17 protein-coding genes, 1 tRNA gene, 1 pseudogene and 1 riboswitch are annotated in these 20473 nt (G+C 45.9%); of the genes and pseudogenes, 17 read left to right on the top strand and 2 right to left on the bottom strand.

Annotation, left to right across the window (positions count from 1 at the left end; all coding sequences use genetic code 11):
* Positions 1 to 7: 7 nt before the first annotated feature.
* The gene (gene minE, locus JCM14374_RS02630; protein ID WP_054693121.1) at positions 8 to 256 is read right to left on the bottom strand and encodes a cell division topological specificity factor MinE; all 249 of its coding nucleotides are present in this window, start codon (positions 254 to 256) and stop codon (positions 8 to 10) included.
* Positions 257 to 270: 14 nt separating this feature from the next.
* Positions 271 to 1083: a septum site-determining protein MinD gene (gene minD / locus JCM14374_RS02635; protein WP_054693124.1), complete on the bottom strand. Its 813-nt coding sequence runs from the start codon at positions 1081 to 1083 to the stop codon at positions 271 to 273.
* A gap of 298 nt (positions 1084 to 1381) precedes the next feature.
* A riboswitch (cobalamin riboswitch) is annotated at positions 1382 to 1584 on the top strand.
* A gap of 280 nt (positions 1585 to 1864) precedes the next feature.
* Here minD and JCM14374_RS02640 point away from each other — a divergent pair.
* The 17 genes and pseudogenes from JCM14374_RS02640 to JCM14374_RS02715 all read left to right on the top strand — a co-directional run bounded on the left by JCM14374_RS02640 (position 1865) and on the right by JCM14374_RS02715 (position 20180).
* On the top strand, positions 1865 to 4327 hold the full coding sequence (locus JCM14374_RS02640) for an S-layer homology domain-containing protein (protein WP_054693127.1): 2463 nt from the start codon (positions 1865 to 1867) through the stop codon (positions 4325 to 4327).
* Entirely contained in the window at positions 4320 to 5405 is a 1086-nt protein-coding gene (locus JCM14374_RS02645) for a DUF4430 domain-containing protein (protein WP_054693130.1), read from the top strand. The genes JCM14374_RS02640 and JCM14374_RS02645 overlap by 8 nt, the downstream gene beginning before the upstream one ends.
* 16 nt (positions 5406 to 5421) lie before the next feature.
* Positions 5422 to 6120, top strand: a complete 699-nt coding sequence (locus tag JCM14374_RS02650) for a prenyltransferase/squalene oxidase repeat-containing protein (protein WP_054693133.1) — start codon at positions 5422 to 5424, stop codon at positions 6118 to 6120.
* Between the two features lie 61 nt (positions 6121 to 6181).
* Positions 6182 to 6421 (top strand): hypothetical protein, encoded by a 240-nt coding sequence (locus JCM14374_RS02655; RefSeq protein ID WP_054693136.1) that lies wholly within the window; start codon positions 6182 to 6184, stop codon positions 6419 to 6421.
* Between the two features lie 306 nt (positions 6422 to 6727).
* Complete coding sequence (locus JCM14374_RS02660; protein ID WP_054693139.1) at positions 6728 to 8785, top strand: transglycosylase domain-containing protein; 2058 nt, start codon at positions 6728 to 6730, stop codon at positions 8783 to 8785.
* A 100-nt stretch (positions 8786 to 8885) separates the two neighbouring features.
* Entirely contained in the window at positions 8886 to 9764 is an 879-nt protein-coding gene (locus JCM14374_RS02665) for a B12-binding domain-containing radical SAM protein (protein ID WP_054693144.1), read from the top strand.
* 632 nt (positions 9765 to 10396) lie between these two features.
* Positions 10397 to 11224, top strand: a complete 828-nt coding sequence (locus JCM14374_RS02670; RefSeq protein ID WP_054693147.1) for a pyruvate, water dikinase regulatory protein — start codon at positions 10397 to 10399, stop codon at positions 11222 to 11224.
* Between the two features lie 133 nt (positions 11225 to 11357).
* Entirely contained in the window at positions 11358 to 11645 is a 288-nt protein-coding gene (locus tag JCM14374_RS02675) for a GIY-YIG nuclease family protein (RefSeq protein WP_054693150.1), read from the top strand.
* Positions 11646 to 11682: 37 nt separating this feature from the next.
* Positions 11683 to 11958, top strand: a complete 276-nt coding sequence (locus JCM14374_RS02680; RefSeq protein WP_054693153.1) for a hypothetical protein — start codon at positions 11683 to 11685, stop codon at positions 11956 to 11958.
* Between the two features lie 103 nt (positions 11959 to 12061).
* Complete coding sequence (locus JCM14374_RS02685) at positions 12062 to 12694, top strand: DUF4013 domain-containing protein (protein WP_054693156.1); 633 nt, start codon at positions 12062 to 12064, stop codon at positions 12692 to 12694.
* 21 nt (positions 12695 to 12715) lie between these two features.
* Positions 12716 to 13093 carry a non-homologous end joining protein Ku gene (gene ku / locus JCM14374_RS15095; RefSeq protein WP_278279219.1) on the top strand — a complete coding sequence of 126 codons (378 nt, stop codon included), beginning with the start codon at positions 12716 to 12718 and terminating at the stop codon, positions 13091 to 13093.
* Positions 13094 to 13098: 5 nt separating this feature from the next.
* The gene (locus JCM14374_RS15100) at positions 13099 to 13557 is read left to right on the top strand and encodes a Ku protein (RefSeq protein ID WP_278279220.1); all 459 of its coding nucleotides are present in this window, start codon (positions 13099 to 13101) and stop codon (positions 13555 to 13557) included.
* A complete protein-coding gene (gene ligD / locus JCM14374_RS02695) occupies positions 13557 to 14495 on the top strand; it encodes a non-homologous end-joining DNA ligase (protein WP_054693160.1) in 939 nt (312 codons plus the stop codon). The genes JCM14374_RS15100 and ligD (JCM14374_RS02695) overlap by 1 nt, the downstream gene beginning before the upstream one ends.
* Positions 14496 to 14508: 13 nt before the next feature.
* Positions 14509 to 15419, top strand: a pseudogene (gene ligD / locus JCM14374_RS02700) (non-homologous end-joining DNA ligase).
* Positions 15420 to 15474: 55 nt separating this feature from the next.
* Positions 15475 to 15551: transfer RNA gene (locus JCM14374_RS02705), tRNA-Pro, on the top strand.
* A gap of 292 nt (positions 15552 to 15843) precedes the next feature.
* On the top strand, positions 15844 to 16755 hold the full coding sequence (locus tag JCM14374_RS02710; RefSeq protein WP_054693163.1) for an S-layer homology domain-containing protein: 912 nt from the start codon (positions 15844 to 15846) through the stop codon (positions 16753 to 16755).
* A gap of 5 nt (positions 16756 to 16760) precedes the next feature.
* On the top strand, positions 16761 to 20180 hold the full coding sequence (locus tag JCM14374_RS02715) for a bacterial Ig-like domain-containing protein (RefSeq protein WP_054693166.1): 3420 nt from the start codon (positions 16761 to 16763) through the stop codon (positions 20178 to 20180).
* Positions 20181 to 20473: the final 293 nt, after the last annotated feature.

Below are 20473 nucleotides of genomic sequence, written 5' to 3' on the forward strand. Positions count from 1 at the left end.
TACACAATTACCTGCCTTTAATAGGTATGTTAATATCGAGCGCCGCATGCCTGCCTTCGGTGACCAGGCGAACTTCAGGCTGTCCTTCTATTTCTACGTGCCGGGCTATAACCTGCATAATCTCTTCCTTTAAGGTTTCCATAAGCTGGGGCGAAGAACCCAGACGGTCATGGGTTAAAACCAGGCGCAGGCGGCTGTTGGCTTCATTGCGGCTGGAGGATTCATTGGCAAATATTTTTCTAAATATCTCTAACACCACTTACCCCTCCCTTAGCGGCCCGAAAAAAGGCTGCGGCGAAGTTTCTGCCAGAAGGATTCATCGTTCAAACTGAGCATTTCCACATTTTCACCGGTAAGACGGCGGGAAATGTTATTAAATGCTGTAGAGGCCAGAGAATGTTCGTTGAGGATGATGGGTTCGCCTTTGTTGGTAGAAACCACTACACTTTTATCTTCAGGCACCACACCCAGGAGTTCAATACAGAGATGTTCCATAAGGTCCTCTACGCTTAGCATGTCGCCTTTTTTCACCATATCGGGGCGGATGCGGTTTACTACCAGCTTGATATCCTTGAAATCAGCCGATTCCAACATGCCTATGATGCGGTCGGCGTCTCTAACGGCGGAGACTTCAGGATTGGTAATTACTATCGCTTGATCGGCTGCGGCGATGGCATTGCGAAAACCCTGTTCAATGCCGGCGGGACAATCGATTATTATGTAGTCAAAATCAGGTTTTAACTGGGCGCAAACACTTTTCACCTGTTCCGGGGTAACATCATCCTTGTTGCGGGTTTGCGCGGCCGGCAGCATATAAAGCTCAGGAAAACGCTTATCCTTTACCAGGGCCTGTTTAAGGGTGCATTCTCCTTCAATTACCTGAACTATATCATAGATAACCCGGTTTTCCAGGCCAAGAATGAGATCGAGTTTTTTAAGTCCGATGTCAAGATCCATTACTACTATTTTATAGCCCATCCTGGCCAGAGATGATGCTACATTGGCAACGGTGGTTGTTTTCCCCACCCCGCCTTTACCCGAAGTCACAACTATAACCTGGGCTTCTTCCTTTTTCTTTCCCATTCAGTACTGGCCCTCCCTATTGTTATTTATATTTATTACAATTCCGCCAATGTCTCATAGACATATACGGACACCAATCTTATTTTAAATCATATTGATGTTAGAATAAATGCTAATTTTGGCAAAACAAAGCGCGTCGCGTTGAAAAGGTATCTTTTTTGCAAATTGCGCCTAGCTTGAAAAAATCTTAAATAACTAATAAACTGATAAACGGATATAATTTACGCGATTGACACAAATGTCAAGTTGCTTGCAAGTTATGAAATTGCATCCAGTCAAGTGTGAAATGAAGTAATTTAATAAATGTTATTCTGCCGGTGCCTGTCTGTGTATAGTCAGGCTAAAAGGGAAAGCGGTGTGAATCCGCTGCAGTTCCCCTTACTGTATTAGGGACGAAACCTGCTCAAAGCCACTGTCCGGTTTTATCGGTGAAAGGGATGGGAAGGCGCGGGGATTAGGATGATCTTAAGCCAGGAGACCTGCCGGCAGGAATGTTAGACCTGCTTCTGGGGATAAGAAGGGAGGCGTTAGCTATGGTGGGGAAGATCTGCCTGCTGCAAGTCCGGCCGGAATGAGGGCCGGGCTTTTTTGGTTTTAATAGTTATGAATAAATTGGCCGCGTGTCAGCGTGTCAGGGGGACGGTTCTCTTGACACCCTTTAAATCTTAATTGTGTCAAGAGAACCGTCCCCCTGACACAGATTAGCAGTGATTTTCACAGGTTGGGTTTTCGCTCGTGGGACAAGTGTTTTACAGGCAAACCATATATGGGGGGGAAGAAATTGAATCGAAATTATAAATATAAAGTATCGTTACTTGTAATAATGATCTTGTTTTCGTTCTTAATTCCGCAATCAGTTCAGGCCGCGGATAGCACACAGCTTCAGACCGCTCTCAACGCTCTGAAGGGTTACTATAACCAGAAATCTGCATTGGATGATTGGGAAGCCCTGGGTCTAAGACAGGCGGGGGTGGATTGTTTTGCCAAATATTCCGGAGCCACCCCATCATCGGCCAGTGATTATGCGCGTACCCTGCTGGGCAGCATTGCTGCCGCCAAGGATAACGCGACCGTTTCCGGCTATGTCTATAACCTGCAGGTAATGCAGCAGTCCGGAGGAGATTTTAACACCCCGGGCAATACGAGTCTTAACCAGACTATATGGCCGTTAATCGCCCTGGATTTTGCCGCAAAGAACGGCTATTCTGCTCTATTTGACCGCAATAAAGCCATTGAGTATATATGTTCGCACCAGGATGCGGGCGGGGGTTTCGATGAAAGCGGCTGGGGGGTAGATGTTGATTCCACCGCTCATGCCATAATCGCCCTGGCGCCTTATCAGACCCAGGGTACAGCTGGTGATGCAATAAATAAAGCCCTGACCTACTTAAAAACCCAGCAGATGGATTCGGGCCTTTTTGAAAGCTGGGGCAGCGGCAGCCCGGATTCAACTGCGGCAGTCATAGAAGCTCTGAAAGCCCTGGGTAAAAACCCGCAGTCTGCAACCGAAGGCTGGAAAGGGAATATGGTTGATGCCTTGCTGGCCTACCAGCTTGACAGCGGACCATTTTACGCCGCCTGGGATGCGCAAAAAAATCCTAACAACATGACAACATACAATGCCCTGCTGGCTATTTCTGACCTGGTAAGGGGGAATTCCAAGTATCAGAACCAACTGCCGGCCGCAAATGGTCAGTCCGCCAATCCTTCTGACCCTGGCACAAACCCCAACACAGGTGCGGTTTATAATGCTACCTTCTCGGTAACGGGAGACTCCAGCACCGGAATTATATTGCCTGCGACCGCATATTCATGGCAGAATACCAGCACGGTTTTAGATGCCCTGAAGAAAACCTTGGATAATAATGCCATCAGTTATGTGGCAACAGGAGGATACGTAAAAAGCATCGGCGGCCTTAGTGAAAAACAACCCGGTTATCCCCTGAGCGGCTGGTTGTTCAAGGTAAACGGAAGCTTTCCGGGTACCGGCGCTGATAATATGATTCTGCAGCATGGGGATCGGGTGGAATGGGTTTATACAATGAACGGGGGCCAGGACCTGGGCGCTGCAGTGGGTTTATCCTCAGAAAATAAAGATGAAGCCAAAATGGAGCAACAGAATAAGGAACAGGTTACAGCCCTGCTGGGCGATGCGCTTTCTAAAATAAATTCCCAAAAGGAAGGTACTTTATTGCTGAATGCCCAAAACAGGATGACGGATGAAAGGGCTGGTTTGTTGCAAAAGGAACTGGAAGCGAATAAGGTGCAAATAAGCGAAGAGGCGCAAACCCAGGCTAAAACCATCTTTGACCAGGAAAAAGAGATAATACTCATGCTGCCGGAAAAGGCTTTAAAAAATACACTTAAAATTAGTATTCAAGAGAAACCTAATAACGATGCCATAGCTGCGGAGGGGTTTAAGACGGTTTCCGCTTTATATGATTTCGGACCGGATGGGACTCAGTTCGATCAGGCGGTGACAATAGTAATTCGTTTTCCCGTTGCGGCTAAAATGGACATAAATCAATTGGCTCCGGCTTACTATGATACGGGCAGCAAAAAATGGGTTACCTTTCCCGCGGTTATTGATGTGGAGCAGGGAAGGGCAGTATTTAATACCACACACTTTTCCACCTATGCGGTTGTGGAAAAACAAGCGTCAGTACAGAATACGCCGGCTCAGAAAAAACAAAGCGTTGAATCTGAACCGAAAAGTTCAATTTTTGCCGACGTCGGCGCCAAGTTTGCCTGGGCCAAACAGTCTATTGAAAAGCTGGCTGCAATGAAGATCTTATGCGGAACCGACAAGGGGTTTGAACCTGCACGGCCGATCAGCCGGGCGGAAATGATCGCTATCCTGTTCCGGGCGAAATTTAATGAAGACTATAAGGATATACCGGCTGAATGGCAGACAGGTAAAGTATCGCTGATGAACAAGGCCCGGCAAAAAGGCTTGATAGCCGGGTATCCCGACGGAAGTTTGCGCCCTGATGAAACCATTAACCGTTTTGAATGTGCTTGTTTGCTGGCAGGAATGGTTTCACGTGAAACATCCCCAAAGCGGCTGAAAGAGACGGTATTTACCGATAAAGACGCTATACCCGCCTGGGCCCATGCAGGAGTTGCCCTGGCAGCCAATCAAGGCTTGATGCAGGGCTACAAGGATGGCAGCTTTGGCGGAGATAAAAAATTGACCAGAGCCGAGGCAGCGGTGATAATTGCGAGGATGCTGGAGAGTGAATAAAAGAAATCTTTTAATAATACTGCTGGGATTGCTGCTGTTCCTGGGCGGATGTGGTTATTCGGAGCCGCCGTCGGGTCAGCAGGAGGCCGGTTATGAGAAATCGCATCGGCCGGTTGCAGAACAGAAGGCGGCCTCAGATCATACAAATGCAGGTATCGCTGCTGCGGGAGAAAAGAAGCGTGAACTCTCAGAGCCCCAAAAAATTACGCCCCCAACCGGCCAGGTCAATATGGTTCGCCTGGTTGTAACCAGCAGTTTTGGGCAAACAGTGATTTATGACAAACAATTGGAATTGGGAAAGGGTAAGAGCGCTCTCGATATTACTAAACAGGAACTGCAGGTCAAAACCGCTTATGGAGGGGGCTTTGTTCAGACCATCAATGGCATAAGTTCCGGGTACACCGGCAAAAGTGCCTGGAATAAGAACAAACAGGACTGGTTTTTATATCATAACGGTTGTTTATCGGCGGTTGGTTCAGGCGACCTGCATTTGCAGCCCGGCGATACTGTATGGTGGGATTTCCATGACTGGAGCGCCAGTGTTTTTTCCCCGGCTATCCTGGGGGCTTATCCCTGGCCCTTCAGCAAAGGCGGGGTAATTGCAGCCAGCCATGCCAGTGAAGAACCTGCCGGCAGGCTAAAGGAGTTTATTGAACAGCAAACCGGGGCGAATATTGTTTTGAAGATGGTTAATAATGAGATGCTAAAAAAACGTTCTTCGCCTACAATTATCATAGGACGTTGGAGTGAACTTAAAGAGCTGCCTTGCCTGCAGGATTTGTGGCGAAACTCCGCCCGCGCCGGTATGTTTTGCAGGGTTAGCGATGAAGGCATAAAGGGGCTGGATTGCGCTATGAACCCGGGCAGAGATCTGTATCGCGAAGGTAGTGCATGTATTGCGGCTGCTGCCAGTGGATTGGGTGATCCCAATCCACTGTGGCTGATAATAGGTTGGGACAAAGACGGGCTGGAAAAGGCCGTGGATTTGTTTGCACAAGAGCAGATTCCTCCTGCCCTGGCCTGGGGGGTTATAATAGATGATGGGGGCAATACCCCCCTGCCTCTGCAAGGTGAATAGCGAAAGGAGAGCGACAATGCGCAGGAAAAAGTATGGGGGATGGATTCTCTATACTGCGGTAATGCTTCTCATTTGTATATTTTCAGTCTCTATTACTTCTGCATCAGCAGACAGCAATTACTACGCGGAAGTACAGCAAAAGGCTTTGAACTGCCTGCAAAAGTATCATGGCCAGCAAGAAGCCAGCGAGATAATGGGATGGAGCGCTATCGCCCTCTGCGGCAATGGACTGGATGTAATGAGTTCAGAGTGGCGGGGTAAAGAGGCTTTGGCGGGTCTTAAGAGAAATATTGCCAAAGGTGATCAGGCGGATCTGAATATTACTACCGATGCCGCCCGCCTGATACTGGTTTTAAAAGTCGCGGGACAGGACCCGTCTGCTTTCGCAGGTCTTAATTTACCGAACACCATAAAAAACGCTCAACTGAAAAGCGGTAAATTTCCTGATGATCTGCGGTATGGAGGAGAATCTCTGGTCAACGCTCATATTTGGTCCATTATTGCCCTGCAAGTTGCAGGAAACGCAGGGTGGAACCGTGAGGCTGCCCTGGCCTGGCTGAAATCAGCGCAGAATCCAGATGGCGGTTATAATTATCTAAAAGGGGCCAAAGAATCAGATATAGATGTAACCTGCGCGGCCTTAATAGCATTTTCACTCTGCGGGGCGAAAAAAGACCGATGTTTATATCAAGAAATCTCTGGACTTTCTGCGTGAGCATCAATGTGCCAGCGGGGGGTTTGCCAGCTGGGGTACCGAAAATTGCGAATCCACAGCTATGGTTATACAGGCCTTAATAAGTCTGGGGATTGACCCGGGAGGCTCAGAATGGAAGAAAAAAGGCGGGGGCCCGGCAGATGCGTTACTAAAATACCAGCGTCCGGACGGTGCCTTTTCACACATAAATGGGGGAAAGAGCAACATTATGGCTACCCAGCAGGCTTTGCTGGCCCTGGGGGATTTTATGGACAAAGAGAACGTTTACCAGCGTTTGATGAAGAAAAAACCGGTCAGGTAATCACCAAATAGGCCCACCCTTAGACGTCTTATACTCATCTTTTATCACGTCCTCCCAATATCCCCAACCGACTTTCACAAGTACAGACCCAATTTTACCATAAAGCGGTTGTTGCTGACCTGCGATTGAATGAGACATGATTTATATAAGCAACAAGATGTTTTCGCGCATAATTGACCTTATTCTGCCGATTATTAAGGTAAATATGTAATATACTATGAAAGAATCCGGTTGTTTTAGCTTAATAATAATAGGAAATAATGATTGTGACGCAAAACCGTAATAGTAGACCCTGGGAGGACTTTTATGAAAAAGTTATTTAACGGGCTGGCTCTGGCGGCAGTGGGCCTGCTGATATTCGTAGTTTCATTTTTTATTGGAGCCTCGCTTACCGAAACTATGCCTCGGGTTATGCTTTATGCCACCGGGATAAACCAATGGGAATACCAGCCTCGCAGCCAAAGCGTAATTTATTATAGTGACGGACAGGTAATGACCCGTCTGGGTTATCAGCGGGTTTACAGTGACAGTTTTCCGGCTTTGATGGAGCAGGCCGTCGTAGCCGTAGAAGATAAACGATTTTATGAACACTCCGGTTTGGACGCGCGCGGTATAGGACGCGCCATTATTAAAAACCTGCAGGCAGGCAATAAAGCAGAAGGCGGCAGCACTATCACCCAGCAGCTGGCGCGCACGCTGTTTCTCAGCCAGGAGAAAACCTATACCCGTAAAATTAAGGAGGTTTTTCTGGCTACGGCTATTGAGGAAAAGTATGGCAAGGATGCTATTCTAAATATGTATATGAATGAAATATATATGGGGCGGGGATGCTCGGGATTACCCTGTGCGGCGCAATCGTATTTTGGCAAGGATGTAATCAACTTGAACCAGGCTGAGATATGCATGCTGGTTGGGCTGATTCAGTCTCCTGAATACTATGCTCCGGAACGAAACTATACTGGTATGAAAGAACGGCAGGAAACGGTTGTCGATGTGCTGGTGGAACAGGGGATAATAGGGGCTGCTGAAGGCGAAAACATTAAAAAGCAGCCTTTGAATATCAAACCATATGATCCTGACACCGATGTACATCCCTATTTTACAATCTATTTACGCAATCAGCTTGAAGAGATGCTGGGGAAAAAAGCATTGTACCAGGCGGGTTTGAAGATATACAGCACGGTCGACAGCCGCATGCAGGAAAGAGCGGAAGCTGCCGTAGCAAACCATGCGCGCTCGCTGGCCAAACAGGGTATAACCGCGCAAGACATGGCCCTGGTATCGATTGAACCATCCACAGGTGCGATTAGAGCCATGGTGGGAGGCGTAGATTTTTCCAAGAACCAGCTTAATATGGCGGTACTTGCCCGCCAGCCCGGCAGTGCCATTAAACCCCTCTATTATGCGGCGGCTATAGATAAGGGGATCATTGAAGCCGATACGGAAATTAACAACAAACCCCGCAACTTCGGAAATTATACCCCCAAAAACCTGAAACCCGCCCCGGCGCAGGTTTCAGTTTGGGAGGCGCTTGTAAACTCGTACAATGTAGCCTCTGTGGAGATCTTGAACCTTTTGGGTCTGGATACGGCCGTATCTTATTTGGAGAGTTTCGGCATTACCACCGTTAAGCCGGAGGATAAGCACCTGGCTTTAGCCCTGGGCGGTATGAGTGAAGGTATATCACCCCTGCAGATGGCGGCAGCGTTCGCGGTCTTTGCTGACGGAGGGTGGTATCACCAGTATTATGCTATCGAAAAGATAGAAGACGCTTCGGGAAAGAACATTTGGATGAAGAATACCAAAACCTGGCGAGTTTTAAGTGATGATGCCAACCGGGTAATGGATGATATCCTTCAGTCGGTGGTTAAGTACGGCACCGGGACGGCCGCACGCATAGCTCTGCCCAGCGGAGGCAAAACCGGTACTACTTCTGACAGCCGTGACCTGTGGTACGTGGGCTATACTCGGGAATTATGCACTGCGGTTTGGGCGGGCAACAGCAGCGGAGCTGTAGTTACAGGATGGTCGACTTATGGGGGGAGCGTTTCCGCTCCGGTTTGGCGCGATTACATGAACTCCCTGTTCTATAATTACGTATTTGAGGAAAAACCGGCTCCGGTTGTGGAAGAAACCCCGGCAGAAAACGAAGAAGAAGAAAAAACCGTTCCTGAAGAAGGGCCGGATCAAACACCAGATACAGACAACGAGGAAAATGCGGCTGTCCCCCCCCTGGAACCCCAGGCTGATGTAAAAAATGAAAATATGTATTTAACACCGGCGGGCAATATGAGCGGGCCGCACCCCAACCAGGGTTTGGAACCCAAAACGACCCCGGATCAAAAAGGTCCCCAGGGCTTTTAAATAATACATGCCAAATAAATCGTGATGATTAAAAAGAAATTTACGCCCTTAACTTACTGGGTTAAACTTGAGAAAAACATTACTTGAGGAGTTGAACCAGGTGAGATATGAGGGCAATATTTTTCGTCCTTTCAGTGAAGCTAAAAGCTATCTTTTACAGGTTACCATAGGTTGTTCCCATAATGGCTGCACGTTTTGCGGCATGTATAAAGATAAAAAATACCGGGTGCGCAGCCTGGAAGAGATAAAAACTGATATTACGATGGCCAAAAAGTATTATGGTGATCTGGAAAAGGTTTTTCTCTGTGATGGGGACGCCATCGCAATAGATACCGACATCTTACTCGAAATCCTGGCCTTGCTTTACGGCGCCTTTCCTTCATTAAGGCATGTGGGCAGCTATGTGGGTCCAAAAAGCACCTTGAGTAAAAGCATGTCTGAATTAGGAGCCCTGCGCGCGGCGGGATTAACCAAGGCCTATCTGGGCGTGGAAACCGGAGATGACCGGCTGCTGCATGAGGTTAATAAAGGGGTTGGATATGAGGAGATGCTGCAGGCCGGGCAAAACCTGGTCAATGTGGGCATAAACCTTTCCGCCATGGTTTTGCTGGGTCTGGCCGGAAAAGGGGAGCGATCATATGAGCATGCCCTGGCTACGGCTCATATTATTAATGAAATGAAACCTCAGTATCTGGCTGCACTTACCGTGACTCCCGTACCTGGTACCGCTCTTTATAGAAAAGTTAAGCATGGCGAGTTCGAAATCTTAGATGCATTTGAAACCCTGGAAGAGATGAAGTGGATTTTTGAAAATATAACCATAGATAATCTAAAATTTGTAGGTTCTCATGCCTCCAATTACCTGCCGGTAACCGGCACCCTGCAAAAAGACCGGGAAAAGATGCTGGCCGCGGTAGAAGAGGTTTTAGCGAGCCGAGACCGCCGTTATTTGAGAAGTGAACAGATGCGAGGGTTATAAACATACTATTTCTGTTAAATAAAAAACACCATACCTCAAGCGGCATGGTGTTTAGTGAAGCGGTTTTTATAATTTATCCCACCAGTGGAAGCCGTTAAAAACAAATACACCTATAATAGCGGCCACCAGCGCTACACCCAAACAGATGATTAGAATCAGAATAAAAACGGTTCCTGTATCCATACTATCACCTCAAAATATCCCCTAACTAATAATATCATATTTATATAGCAAGGGTAATATTTTTTGCTGCAGTTTACTCGGCTGATAAATACTGTTATATATTTTATACCTAAAGGATATTTTATATTACATTTTAATGGCCTTCATTTAACGTTAAGATTAACGCTTTTTCAAGCCATGAAGGCAAGGCGAGCTTAAAGCGTTATGATTAAAAACCATATATACGGTTAAATTCCTATAGTTGATATACGGCGGAATCAAGCGTTATCTTTGCCTTAAGTCCAGCTGCATTTTGCCTTGTATAATAAATAAAGCGCATGCAGCGAAAGTTGTTATTAAATTTAAAAGAGGAAAATCCCAGGGACTTGTAGAATAGAATTAAGCATAAAGGTCAATAAACATGGATGCACGGGACCTTATCGCAGTGCAGAAGAGAGGGGGATGATTTCATGACAGAAAAGCTGCACATTTTCGCAGTATCGGATTCAGTAGGTGAGACCGCTGAGAAGATTGCGGTTGCATCAGTATTGCAATTTAGGGTAGAACGTAGCATCACCAGGTTTTCCCGGGTAACCAAGGAGGAACAGGTTAGGAAAATAATAGATCAGGCTATCGAAGAGGACGCTATCGTAATTTACACTATCGTAAAACCGGAGCTGTGTACTCTCCTCGATCAACTGGCCCGCGAAAATAATGTTATGGCTATTAATGTGATGCAGCCGCTTTTTGCGGCCATCGAAACCAAGACTGGCTTGCACCCTGAAAACATCGCTGGCTTGACTCATCAATTGGACGACCAGTATTTCAATCGCATGAAAGCTATCGAGTTCACTATAGAACACGACAATGGTCAAAACCTGGACACGATTCATGAAGCTGATCTAATTATATTGGGACTGCCCAGTACTTCCAAAACGCCGCTTTCTATGCATTTAGCCAACCTGGGTATTAAGGTGGCCAATTATCCCATAAATATTGATACCGAAATCCCACAAGAGATATTGGATCTTAAAGAAAAGGTTTCCATGGTGGGGCTGACTATTGACATGGAGACACTTTTAGAACTGCGTAAGGAAAGGTATCGCAGCTTCGATCTGCCGAAAAATATCAGCAGCCTGGACGAGATGGTGGCGGAAGAACTGGATAACGCCTATCGTATTTATGCCCGCTTAAAATGTCTGGTCATTGATGTGACCCTGGATGGTATTGAAGAGGTGGGCAACACGATTACCCACAAGTTTAATCTTCCTTTAAGGGTTACTCACCATCGCTTCTAACCAAATTGGTTTTAAAGGGGAGGCTAAGCCTCCCCTTTATTTATGAGATAAGAACCTTGGGCGGATTAAATGTGACGATTGCAAGCGAGCGCAGCCATCGATTTTTGAGGAAAAAACCAGGAGGTAAAACCTGATGGCCTACACTTACATACTGCTCTGCGGTGATGGAACATATTATACCGGCGCCACCCTGGATTGGGAACGCAGACTGAAAGAACACCAGCAGGGCAAAGCTGCCCGGTATACCAGAGCCCGTCTCCCGGTGCAGATCATATATCTTGAAGAATGGCCCACCTTAAGCGAAGCCATGAAAAGAGAAAGTGAAATAAAAAAATTAAAACGGCCGCAAAAAGAAGAAATCATAGCTTCCTCTATTAAAGCAGCGCCAGGTTCTTACATAAAGAGAGCTGATTCAGGGTAAGAATAAGGCAACAACATTTTAATAAGGAGGAAAGAACGTGGACAATCGCAAAGGCAGCATAGTTAGCAAAAGTGATTTTCTCAAAGGCGGGCTTTACAGCAAGGAGCAATATGAAGGTGTTTTAGCCAGCGCCGACCCCCGCACCGGTGATTATAACATCGGGGTGCAGCTGAGTGAAAATGAAGTCTTGATAGTTGACCATGCTGATTCCAGCCAGGTTAGAGATAGGCTTCAAATCTGGCATGCACAGGCGGCAGATATTCAAAGACAACATGGAGTAAAACATGACTCGGGGAATTACAGCCGAAGCTAGAGGTAATAAGTAAAACAAAATACAATGTTATAAACAAGCATATTTTAAAGATATAATCCCTTCCCAGCCGCAATATTTATATAACGGGGGAGGGATTAACTTTATGGATCTGAAACAACATTTACAATACCCGTTTCAAGACCATAACTGGGTGCAAAAAATGCTTATAGGATCATTGATATGTTTGATACCGGGTATGAACCTGCTGGTTTTAGGATATGGGATAGCGTGCCTGCGTAGTGGAATGCGGGGATGGAATTCACTTCCCGATTGGCATGACTGGCGGGATTATCTCTTCGAAGGTTTATCCGCATTTGCTATTCTTCTGATTTACATGCTGGTTCCGATCGGTCTTGGCATAGCCCTGGGCGTTATCCCCGTTTTAGGCACTATTCTGACGGCTATAATTGCCCTGATAGTGGGATTAATAGCGCCCTTATCCCTGGCCGCATATGCCGCGCATCATGAAGCCGCGGATGCCTTTCGCATAAACGAACTGCTCAAGCAGCTGGGCCGGATAATAGAATCTTATCTGGTAGTTTATGTTTGTGAGATACTGGCCCTGTCAATCGGCCTGGCCATTATTTTAGCCCTTCCATATCTCGCTTTCATTGGCGCCTTTCTGATTTTTTATTCCACCCTGGTTTTTTTAATATTCTGGGCCACATTTTGCGGTAGCAAATGCTCTATAACCAGCCTGAATATTTTCCCCGCCGAGAATGGAAGCTATAAATAAATGCGGAAAGGGGAAAAGCTTATGAAAACCCTGTGGAAAGGCGCGGTAAGTTTCGGGCTGGTTAATATACCGGTCAGCATGTACGTGGCTGCAGAAAATAAGGATTTAAAATTTCACTACCTGCACCGGGAATGTATGAACCCTATTAATTATCATAAGTTTTGCAGCAACTGCCAGCGCGAAGTCAAAAACGAAGAAATCGTGCGCGGGTACGAATATCAAAAAGGCAGTTATGTAGTGATCGACGATGAGGATTTGGCCCGCATCCCCGCAGAAAATACCAAAACCATAGACATCCTCGATTTTGTGGATTTGGCTCAGGTTGATCCGGTTTACTTTGACAAATCATACTATCTTGAACGGCGCCGGGGGGTGAAAAAGCCTATGCTCTCATTGTAGAGGCTATGCGGCAGACCGGAAAAATTGCCATTGCCCGGGTTATGATTCGCAGCCGCCAGTCGCTGGCGGCACTCAGAGTAAAAGAACGCCGCCTGCTCATGGAAACCATATTTTATCCGGATGAAATACGCTCTCCCGCCGGGCTTAATGCCGGACTGGCCCCGGAAAAGCTGCATGAGAATGAAATCAAGATGGCGGTGAGCCTGATCCAAAACCTTTCCGTTGATTTTGACCCCTCGCGTTATGAAGATGAATATCGCAAAGCTTTATGGGAATTGATCGAGGCCAAGGTCAGCGGTCAGGAACTGGTTTCGCCGGTTAGAGCCGAAGAGCCGGGCAAAGTAGTGGATTTAATGGAAGCCTTGAGGGCCAGCGTGCAATTAGCCGAAGAAAACCGGGCCGGAAAAGGACCAGAAAGCAAGAAAGGCGCGCGGCGTAAAAAGGCCAAGGCCGGGGTGGGTTGATGATATCAGCATCAGAGAAGCTGCTCCAGGTAATGGAACCGGTTAGTCATCCTGCGGCATTTGACAATGCGGATTTCCTCTATCAGTTTAAATGGGATGGCGTGCGTATGCTGGCGGTTTTAGAAGGGGATAGCGTTAAACTGATTAACAAACGCGGGCATGAACGTACTCTGCAATACCCGGAACTGCAGAAACTGCCGCAGCTGGTAAAAGCCAGGCAGGCAATATTGGATGGTGAAATTGTGGTTCTTAAAGGAGGACGCCCCAGTTTCCCGACCGTGATGCGCCGTGACCAGGCCAGTCAGGCTAAAACCATAGAACATCTGCAGTATATGTTGCCTGTAAATTACATGGTTTTCGACCTTCTAAGCATAGACAATGAATTGCTGCTGGACAGACCTTTGGAATACCGCCAGGAAAAATTGCGGCAAAAAGTAACGAATCAGGATTTTTTGCAGCTCGTAGAAGATTTTCCACAGGGTGTAGCCTTATTTAACAGCGTTTGCGCCATGGGGCTGGAAGGGATTGTGGCCAAACACAGGCAAAGCCGCTACATAGCCGGGAAAAAGCACCGGGACTGGCTGAAAATCAAATGCCGGCTTAAACAGAATTGCCTTATTGGAGGCTATACCCTGCGCGGCCAGGTGGTGAATGCACTCCTGCTCGGGGTTTACCAGGATGACCGGTTCATTTTTGTCGGCAGGGCCGGCAGCGGTTTGAACTCTGAACAACAGGAAATATTAAGTTCAGGGCTTCCTCCCCTGCGCTGCGATAAATCACCTTTTGACAACCTTACCCGCCCTCCTGCCGGCGGCTATTTCGTTGAACCTCGCTTGGGGGCAAGGATAGAGTTTCAGGAATGGACCGAGGAAATGAGTCTAAGGTCGCCGGTAATTAAAGAATTTGCAGTTCTTACTCCCGCAGAATGCACTATCTAGGAGGAAAAATATTATGGCAACTCATACCCGGGTAAATATAGAAGGAAAACAGCTTGCGATAAGCAATTTGGATAAGATCTTATGGCCTGATGATGACTATACCAAAGGTGATCTCATCGATTATTATGCCAGGATAGCTCCGTATATACTGCCTCACCTGCATGACCGGCCCCTGGTTTTTACCCGCTATCCTGACGGAATAAAGGGCAAATCATTTTACCAAAAGAATGCCCCCGAATATATGCCGGAGTGGATTAAAACCATGCCATGGAAATTTGAAGAAGGCGCCGAAAAGCATCTTATCATGGTTCGGCATAAAGCTGATCTGGTATGCTGGCTAACCAGGCGGTGATTGAAATCCACCCCTGGTTTTCCCGCCCCGGCACTATTGACTGCCCGGATTATGTCGTTTTCGACCTCGACCCATCCGAAGGCAGCACCTTTGAACAAGTAGTTGCTATCGCCAAACTGCTAAAACAAATCCTGGATGAGTTGAAACTGAAATCATACTTGAAGACATCGGGAGCCGAGGGCTTGCATATTTACCTGCCTTTGGTTAATCAGTACACTTATGCAGAACTGCGGGAGTTTTCCGGCAAAATTGCCGGAATGGCATGCCTGTTATTGCCTAAAATCGCTACAATCGAACGTAATGTTAAAAAACGCGGGTCTAAGGTTTACGTGGATTTCATGCAGAACGTGCTGGGCAAAACCCTGTGCGCCCCTTACAGTGTACGGCCCCGGGCCGGTGCTCCGGTTTCTGCACCTATAAATTGGGAAGAAATCGATAAAATCAAACCAACGGATTTCACTATCAGCAACATATTTGCCAGGCTGGATAAGACAGGGGATTTATTCGCCCAGGTTCTAAACGAACCTCAGGATTTGGAAGGTGCCTTCAAAACATTAGGATTATGCAGATAGCAAGAACAGCCTATTGCTTTCAAGCCCGGTCGATGCTAAAATATTATGTGCGTGTCGGGATGTGGCTCAGCTTGGTAGAGCGCCTGGTTCGGGACCAGGAGGCCGCAGGTTCAAATCCTGTCATCCCGACCAGTTATTTCTTTTGAACTTTTTAAGAGGCTGACCTTAAATTCATTTTCGGATTTGGGACAGCCTCTTCCCGTTTTCTGGAAAACAATATTTGAGAAACCGACATAGTTACAAAATAGCGATAGAAGGAGAATTAGACCCAAAAGCAAAACGAAGGGTTTCTTAACCGCAGAATTTGGATTAAATTCGACAAAATAACTAGCTAATATAGTACGATGACTATCAATTATGGGTTAAAAGCATATAAAATAAAAGAAAGGTTTCTTACGGAGAGATAACTATTAGGAGGGTTAACTTGAAGGCAAGAAAAAATACCCTGGTAAATATTTTGCTAGTGGTAATATTAATGCTGATTTCGATTGCTATGCCGGTTTTTGCTCAAACATCAGATATTACAGGGCATTGGGCTGCCGCGCAGGTGAACAAATGGTTGGAAAAAGGTTTTATACGTGGTTATGAAGACGCTACCTTTAAGCCGGATAATAAAATTACCAGAGCCGAATTTGTTGCGGTACTAAACCTGGCACTGGGATTGACTGCTAAGAATGCAACTGCTTTTTCAGATGTTTCTTCACAGGCATGGTATGCAGGTGATGTAGAAAAAGCAACAACAGCCGGTTATATATCAGGTTACGAAGATGGCACCTTTAAACCTGATAACCCCATAACCAGGATAGAGGTAGCAAAAATACTTTCCTCGGTACTGAAGTTAAAAAATTATGAAGCTGTTGCAAAAATCAATGGATACCAAGATGCGGACAATATACCACTATGGGGGAAGGAATATCTCAATTCGGCAGTTACAGAAAATTGCTTTCAAGGATATCCCGACAATACTATTCGGCCTCTGAGTAATATTAGCAGGGCAGAAGCTGTAACGGTTTTATATCAGGCGCTCGGTACAGTATATAATGTTGCAGGTACTTATGGACCTGAAAAGGATTCAGCATCTATTAAGGGAAACGTGACTGTAAGTTCTCCGGGTGTGAATATCAGAAATGCCAAAATTGAAGGCAATCTTATACTTACAGCCGGAGTAGGGGATGGTAATGTCCAACTTGACAACGTAAACGTTACCGGCAGGACATTAATAAGAGGCGGCGGTGCCAATTCGGTAATTATACATAATTCCAATCTGAATGAAGTGCTGGTTGATAAAGATTTTGGTGAGGCCCCTAGAATCATAGCTGAAGGTACATCCGTGTAGGAAAGGTGACCCTTGAATCTGATGCCAGGTTGGAAGAAAATAACCTGTCAGGCAAAGGCTTTGATGTTGTTCAAATATCTCCCACGTTTACTGGCAATTCGGCACTGCAATTTGCCGGCGATTTTAAAGTGTACGTTGATGCAAAAGCAGATATTGAATTGGTGAACGGAAATATCACCCTGGAAACATCTGCTCAAGCTGCCGGTACTATGATTAATGTGCTAAAAGAAGCTACAATTGTAAACTTCATTGCAGGTGCTTCTGCCCAAGTCAATGGTGAAGGCAAAGTTAGTAAAGCAGAGGTAAATGCTGCCGGTGTAGCTATCCAACAACAGGTTGCCGAGCTTGTTCTAGGACACGGAGTTACTGCGTCTATTGCGGGTAAGATATTGGATACATCGACGGTTACGCCCGGTAAGGGGACTCACACCACATCAGAAGAAACGCATTCAGTATTTGCTAGCATAACTATAACCATTCCGGCAGCTAAACTCATTTACTCGGTAGGTGATCACCTGGATATCACAGGTTTACAAGTAACCGGAACTTACAGTAATGCTAATGCTATAACCATACTACCAATTACTGAAGCTAACATAACCGGATTTGATAGTTCAAAACCAGCAGTTGATCAGGTATTAACAATCACAGTTGGAGGAAAAACAGCAACATATAACATTACAGTTATGCCGGCACCTGATAGTATAGCAATAACAACTCCGGCAACAAAAATATTTTATTTGGTTGGAGATAGCTTGGATATCACCGGTTTACAGGTAACCGGGACTTACAATGATACTAATTGTACAGCAATATTACCAATCAGTGAAGACAACATAACCGGTTTTGACAGCTTAAAACCAGCTGTTGATCAGGTATTGACAATCACTGCCGGAGGAAAAACAGCAGCATATAATATCACAGTTTTGCCGGTACCTGATAGCATAGCAATAACCGTTCCGGCAAACAAACTTCTTTATTCGGCAGGAGATAGCCTGGATATCACCGGTTTACAGGTAACCGGGACGTACAGCGATACTAACACAACAGTCATACTACCAATAACCGAAGCAAACATAACCGGCTTTAATAGCTCGGAAACAGCATATGACCAGGTATTAACCATCACTGTCGGAGGAAAAACGACAACATACACAGTTTCCATTGAAGAGCCCGTCGGGCTTCCCGGGGACACACCCACTGTGCAAAACATCCGCTACGGTGATTACATAACCATGCAATCAGCCCACTGGCGCAATTACATCTCAGGGCGAAGTGGTAGTAATAAGACTAACGTAGAATTAATGAAAAATATTGGGCAATGGGAAGTATGGCAAATCATTAAAAATGACGACCGGGATTACCGCGGGGAAGTGAAATATAACGATACGGTGCTGCTGAAATCGAAGTATTGGGGTAATTACATCTCAGGCCGGGACTATACCGTCAATGTCCAGGTAATGAGCGATGCCGGGCCGTGGGAGAGATTCATAATTATTGATCCCGATAATACCGGTTCTACCGCTATGGTCAAGCCTGGGGCCGTAGCTTTGTTTAAATCAGTGGATTTTGCAAAATGCCTCTCGGCCAGCGGCAGGGATGACTATTCACATGTCGAGTTGATAGGCAATACTGATATGTGGGAAAGATGGTTGGTAGCACCCGAGGGATACGGGCGCCCGATCTGCAGCAGCTCCGAAATACATTTTGGCGACATCATCAGCTTGAAATCCGGTAATTTTTATAACTACCTTTCGGGACGCAGCGGAAATGATAAGCGAGACGTAAAGCTGATGAGTGATTTGGGGGAATGGGAAAACTGGGAGATTGTAAATCCTTTGCACCTTGGTGCCGGCGGTGTAGTTAAATATAACGATACGGTGGCATTTTGTTCCTTATACTGGAATAACTATCTTTCAGCGCGGGACCCATGGGGACAAGGCGCCGCTATCCAGACAATGAGAAGCCTCGGTCCCTGGGAAAGATGGAAAATTATCAACCCGGCAGACCCAACCTCAACAGCGCCGGTAAAGGCAACCGACGCAATACTAGTAAAATCGGCTTGGGGAAGTTACCTATCAGCCAGGGGTTCAGGGGATGAAGCCGCGGTCATACATTTGACCAACGCAGGTGAATGGGAAAGATGGTATTTGTTCAAAAAAGAATTCTACCGCAACTGGATGTCCAGCACACCTGAATTGAAAACCAAGACTCTGCGCGGGATTACTTTCCCCGCCACCCACGATACCGGAACCTGGGATTTTAAAAACGAATTTGCCCCCGTTGATCTTGATATTATTAAATACGATCCGATTGGAAAATTGCGTAGTGATGCGATTAACATTATTTACGCCACAGCACAAGACGCATTTGACTCAATTGTTGAGAATTGTAATTTTACAATTCACATTCCAATTGTGAATAAAAGTTATACGATCGGGGTCGATTCAAGCATAAAGGACCCAATGGTAAATTTCTTATTCGATGAGATTAAAGATTTGTCCAGGTGCCAAGACTATAATATCACCCAGCAGCTCAATGCCGGCATCCGCTGGTTCGACTTGCGCGTATATCTGAAAGCGGGCGGCGCTTGTACTCACCATTTCCTTGTCGGGGTGAATATGAACGAAGTACTGGACTCGATAGCAAATTTCTGCGCCACCACAAATGGGGAAGTTGTCGTTGTTGAGATGTCTCACTTTGCCGGTTACGATTGGGATTCCTTTGCCGATGCTGTTAAGACAAAGCTTGGTAGTTATGCCTACAAACCGGAGTCAGGTAATCCATTTAATAAAACCTATCAACAAGTAGTGGGCGATAATCCGTCATCCAAGGTGATTCTTTTGATGGGTAAAGATGCCAATGAAATGTCCAACGACGATAATAAATATTTCTGGACATATAATGAATTAGGTATGTATTCCCAGAATGACAAAGAAGGTTTTCAATATTCAAATTCGACTGATAAAGACACGATGATAACCGATCAGGTTAGAAACTACAATGCAGCTGCAGCTGTAAACAAACCGTTCACTTTATGGTATACATTGACCACTAATGGGGGCGATGTTGCGAAAATAATACCAACCAGATTGCATGAGAAATTACCGGTAATTTTAACCGATGAGCTACTAAAGAATGTCCCCGGCTGGGTATTCGATGCCGCCAAGACTGTAGGCTTCGACGTGAAGGGGAAAATCAGGGAGATGACAACAGATGTCATACAGAGATATATTACTAATCACCTGATTGATTACCGAAGCACAAAAGATCTTAGCAACAGAGTAAACCCGGATATGGGAAGCGTTCTTAAGAGTCAATTTCAGGACACTTCCGGCAGCAACCATATTCAAGTTATTTACGCAGACTTCTTTGAAAATTCCAAGCTTGTAGATATGGCTATTGAATATTCGCGTATGCCTTAGCAAAATGCGCCTAAAAACTGTTTTTCTCCAAAAGGATACGAACAAGCATGACTATAGGTTAATAGCGGGTGAAAAGCCTGCTATTTTGATATATGAACCCTATCAGAAAAAGAGAAGACCTCCGGGACAGAGCCGGAGGCACCAACACTAAGTTCCCACTCAATCAACGGAGAGTCGTGGTCAGGTAGCATCTGACATGACCTTAAATAAAATATAATGAAATGTCAAGCCCTTGAATATCGGGGGCTTTTTTATTTATAGATTTTGAGGCTGAATAAACTTAAGTATAATAG

This window comes from Syntrophomonas palmitatica JCM 14374, from assembly GCF_001311885.1.
Classification (GTDB): domain Bacteria; phylum Bacillota; class Syntrophomonadia; order Syntrophomonadales; family Syntrophomonadaceae; genus Syntrophomonas_A; species Syntrophomonas_A palmitatica.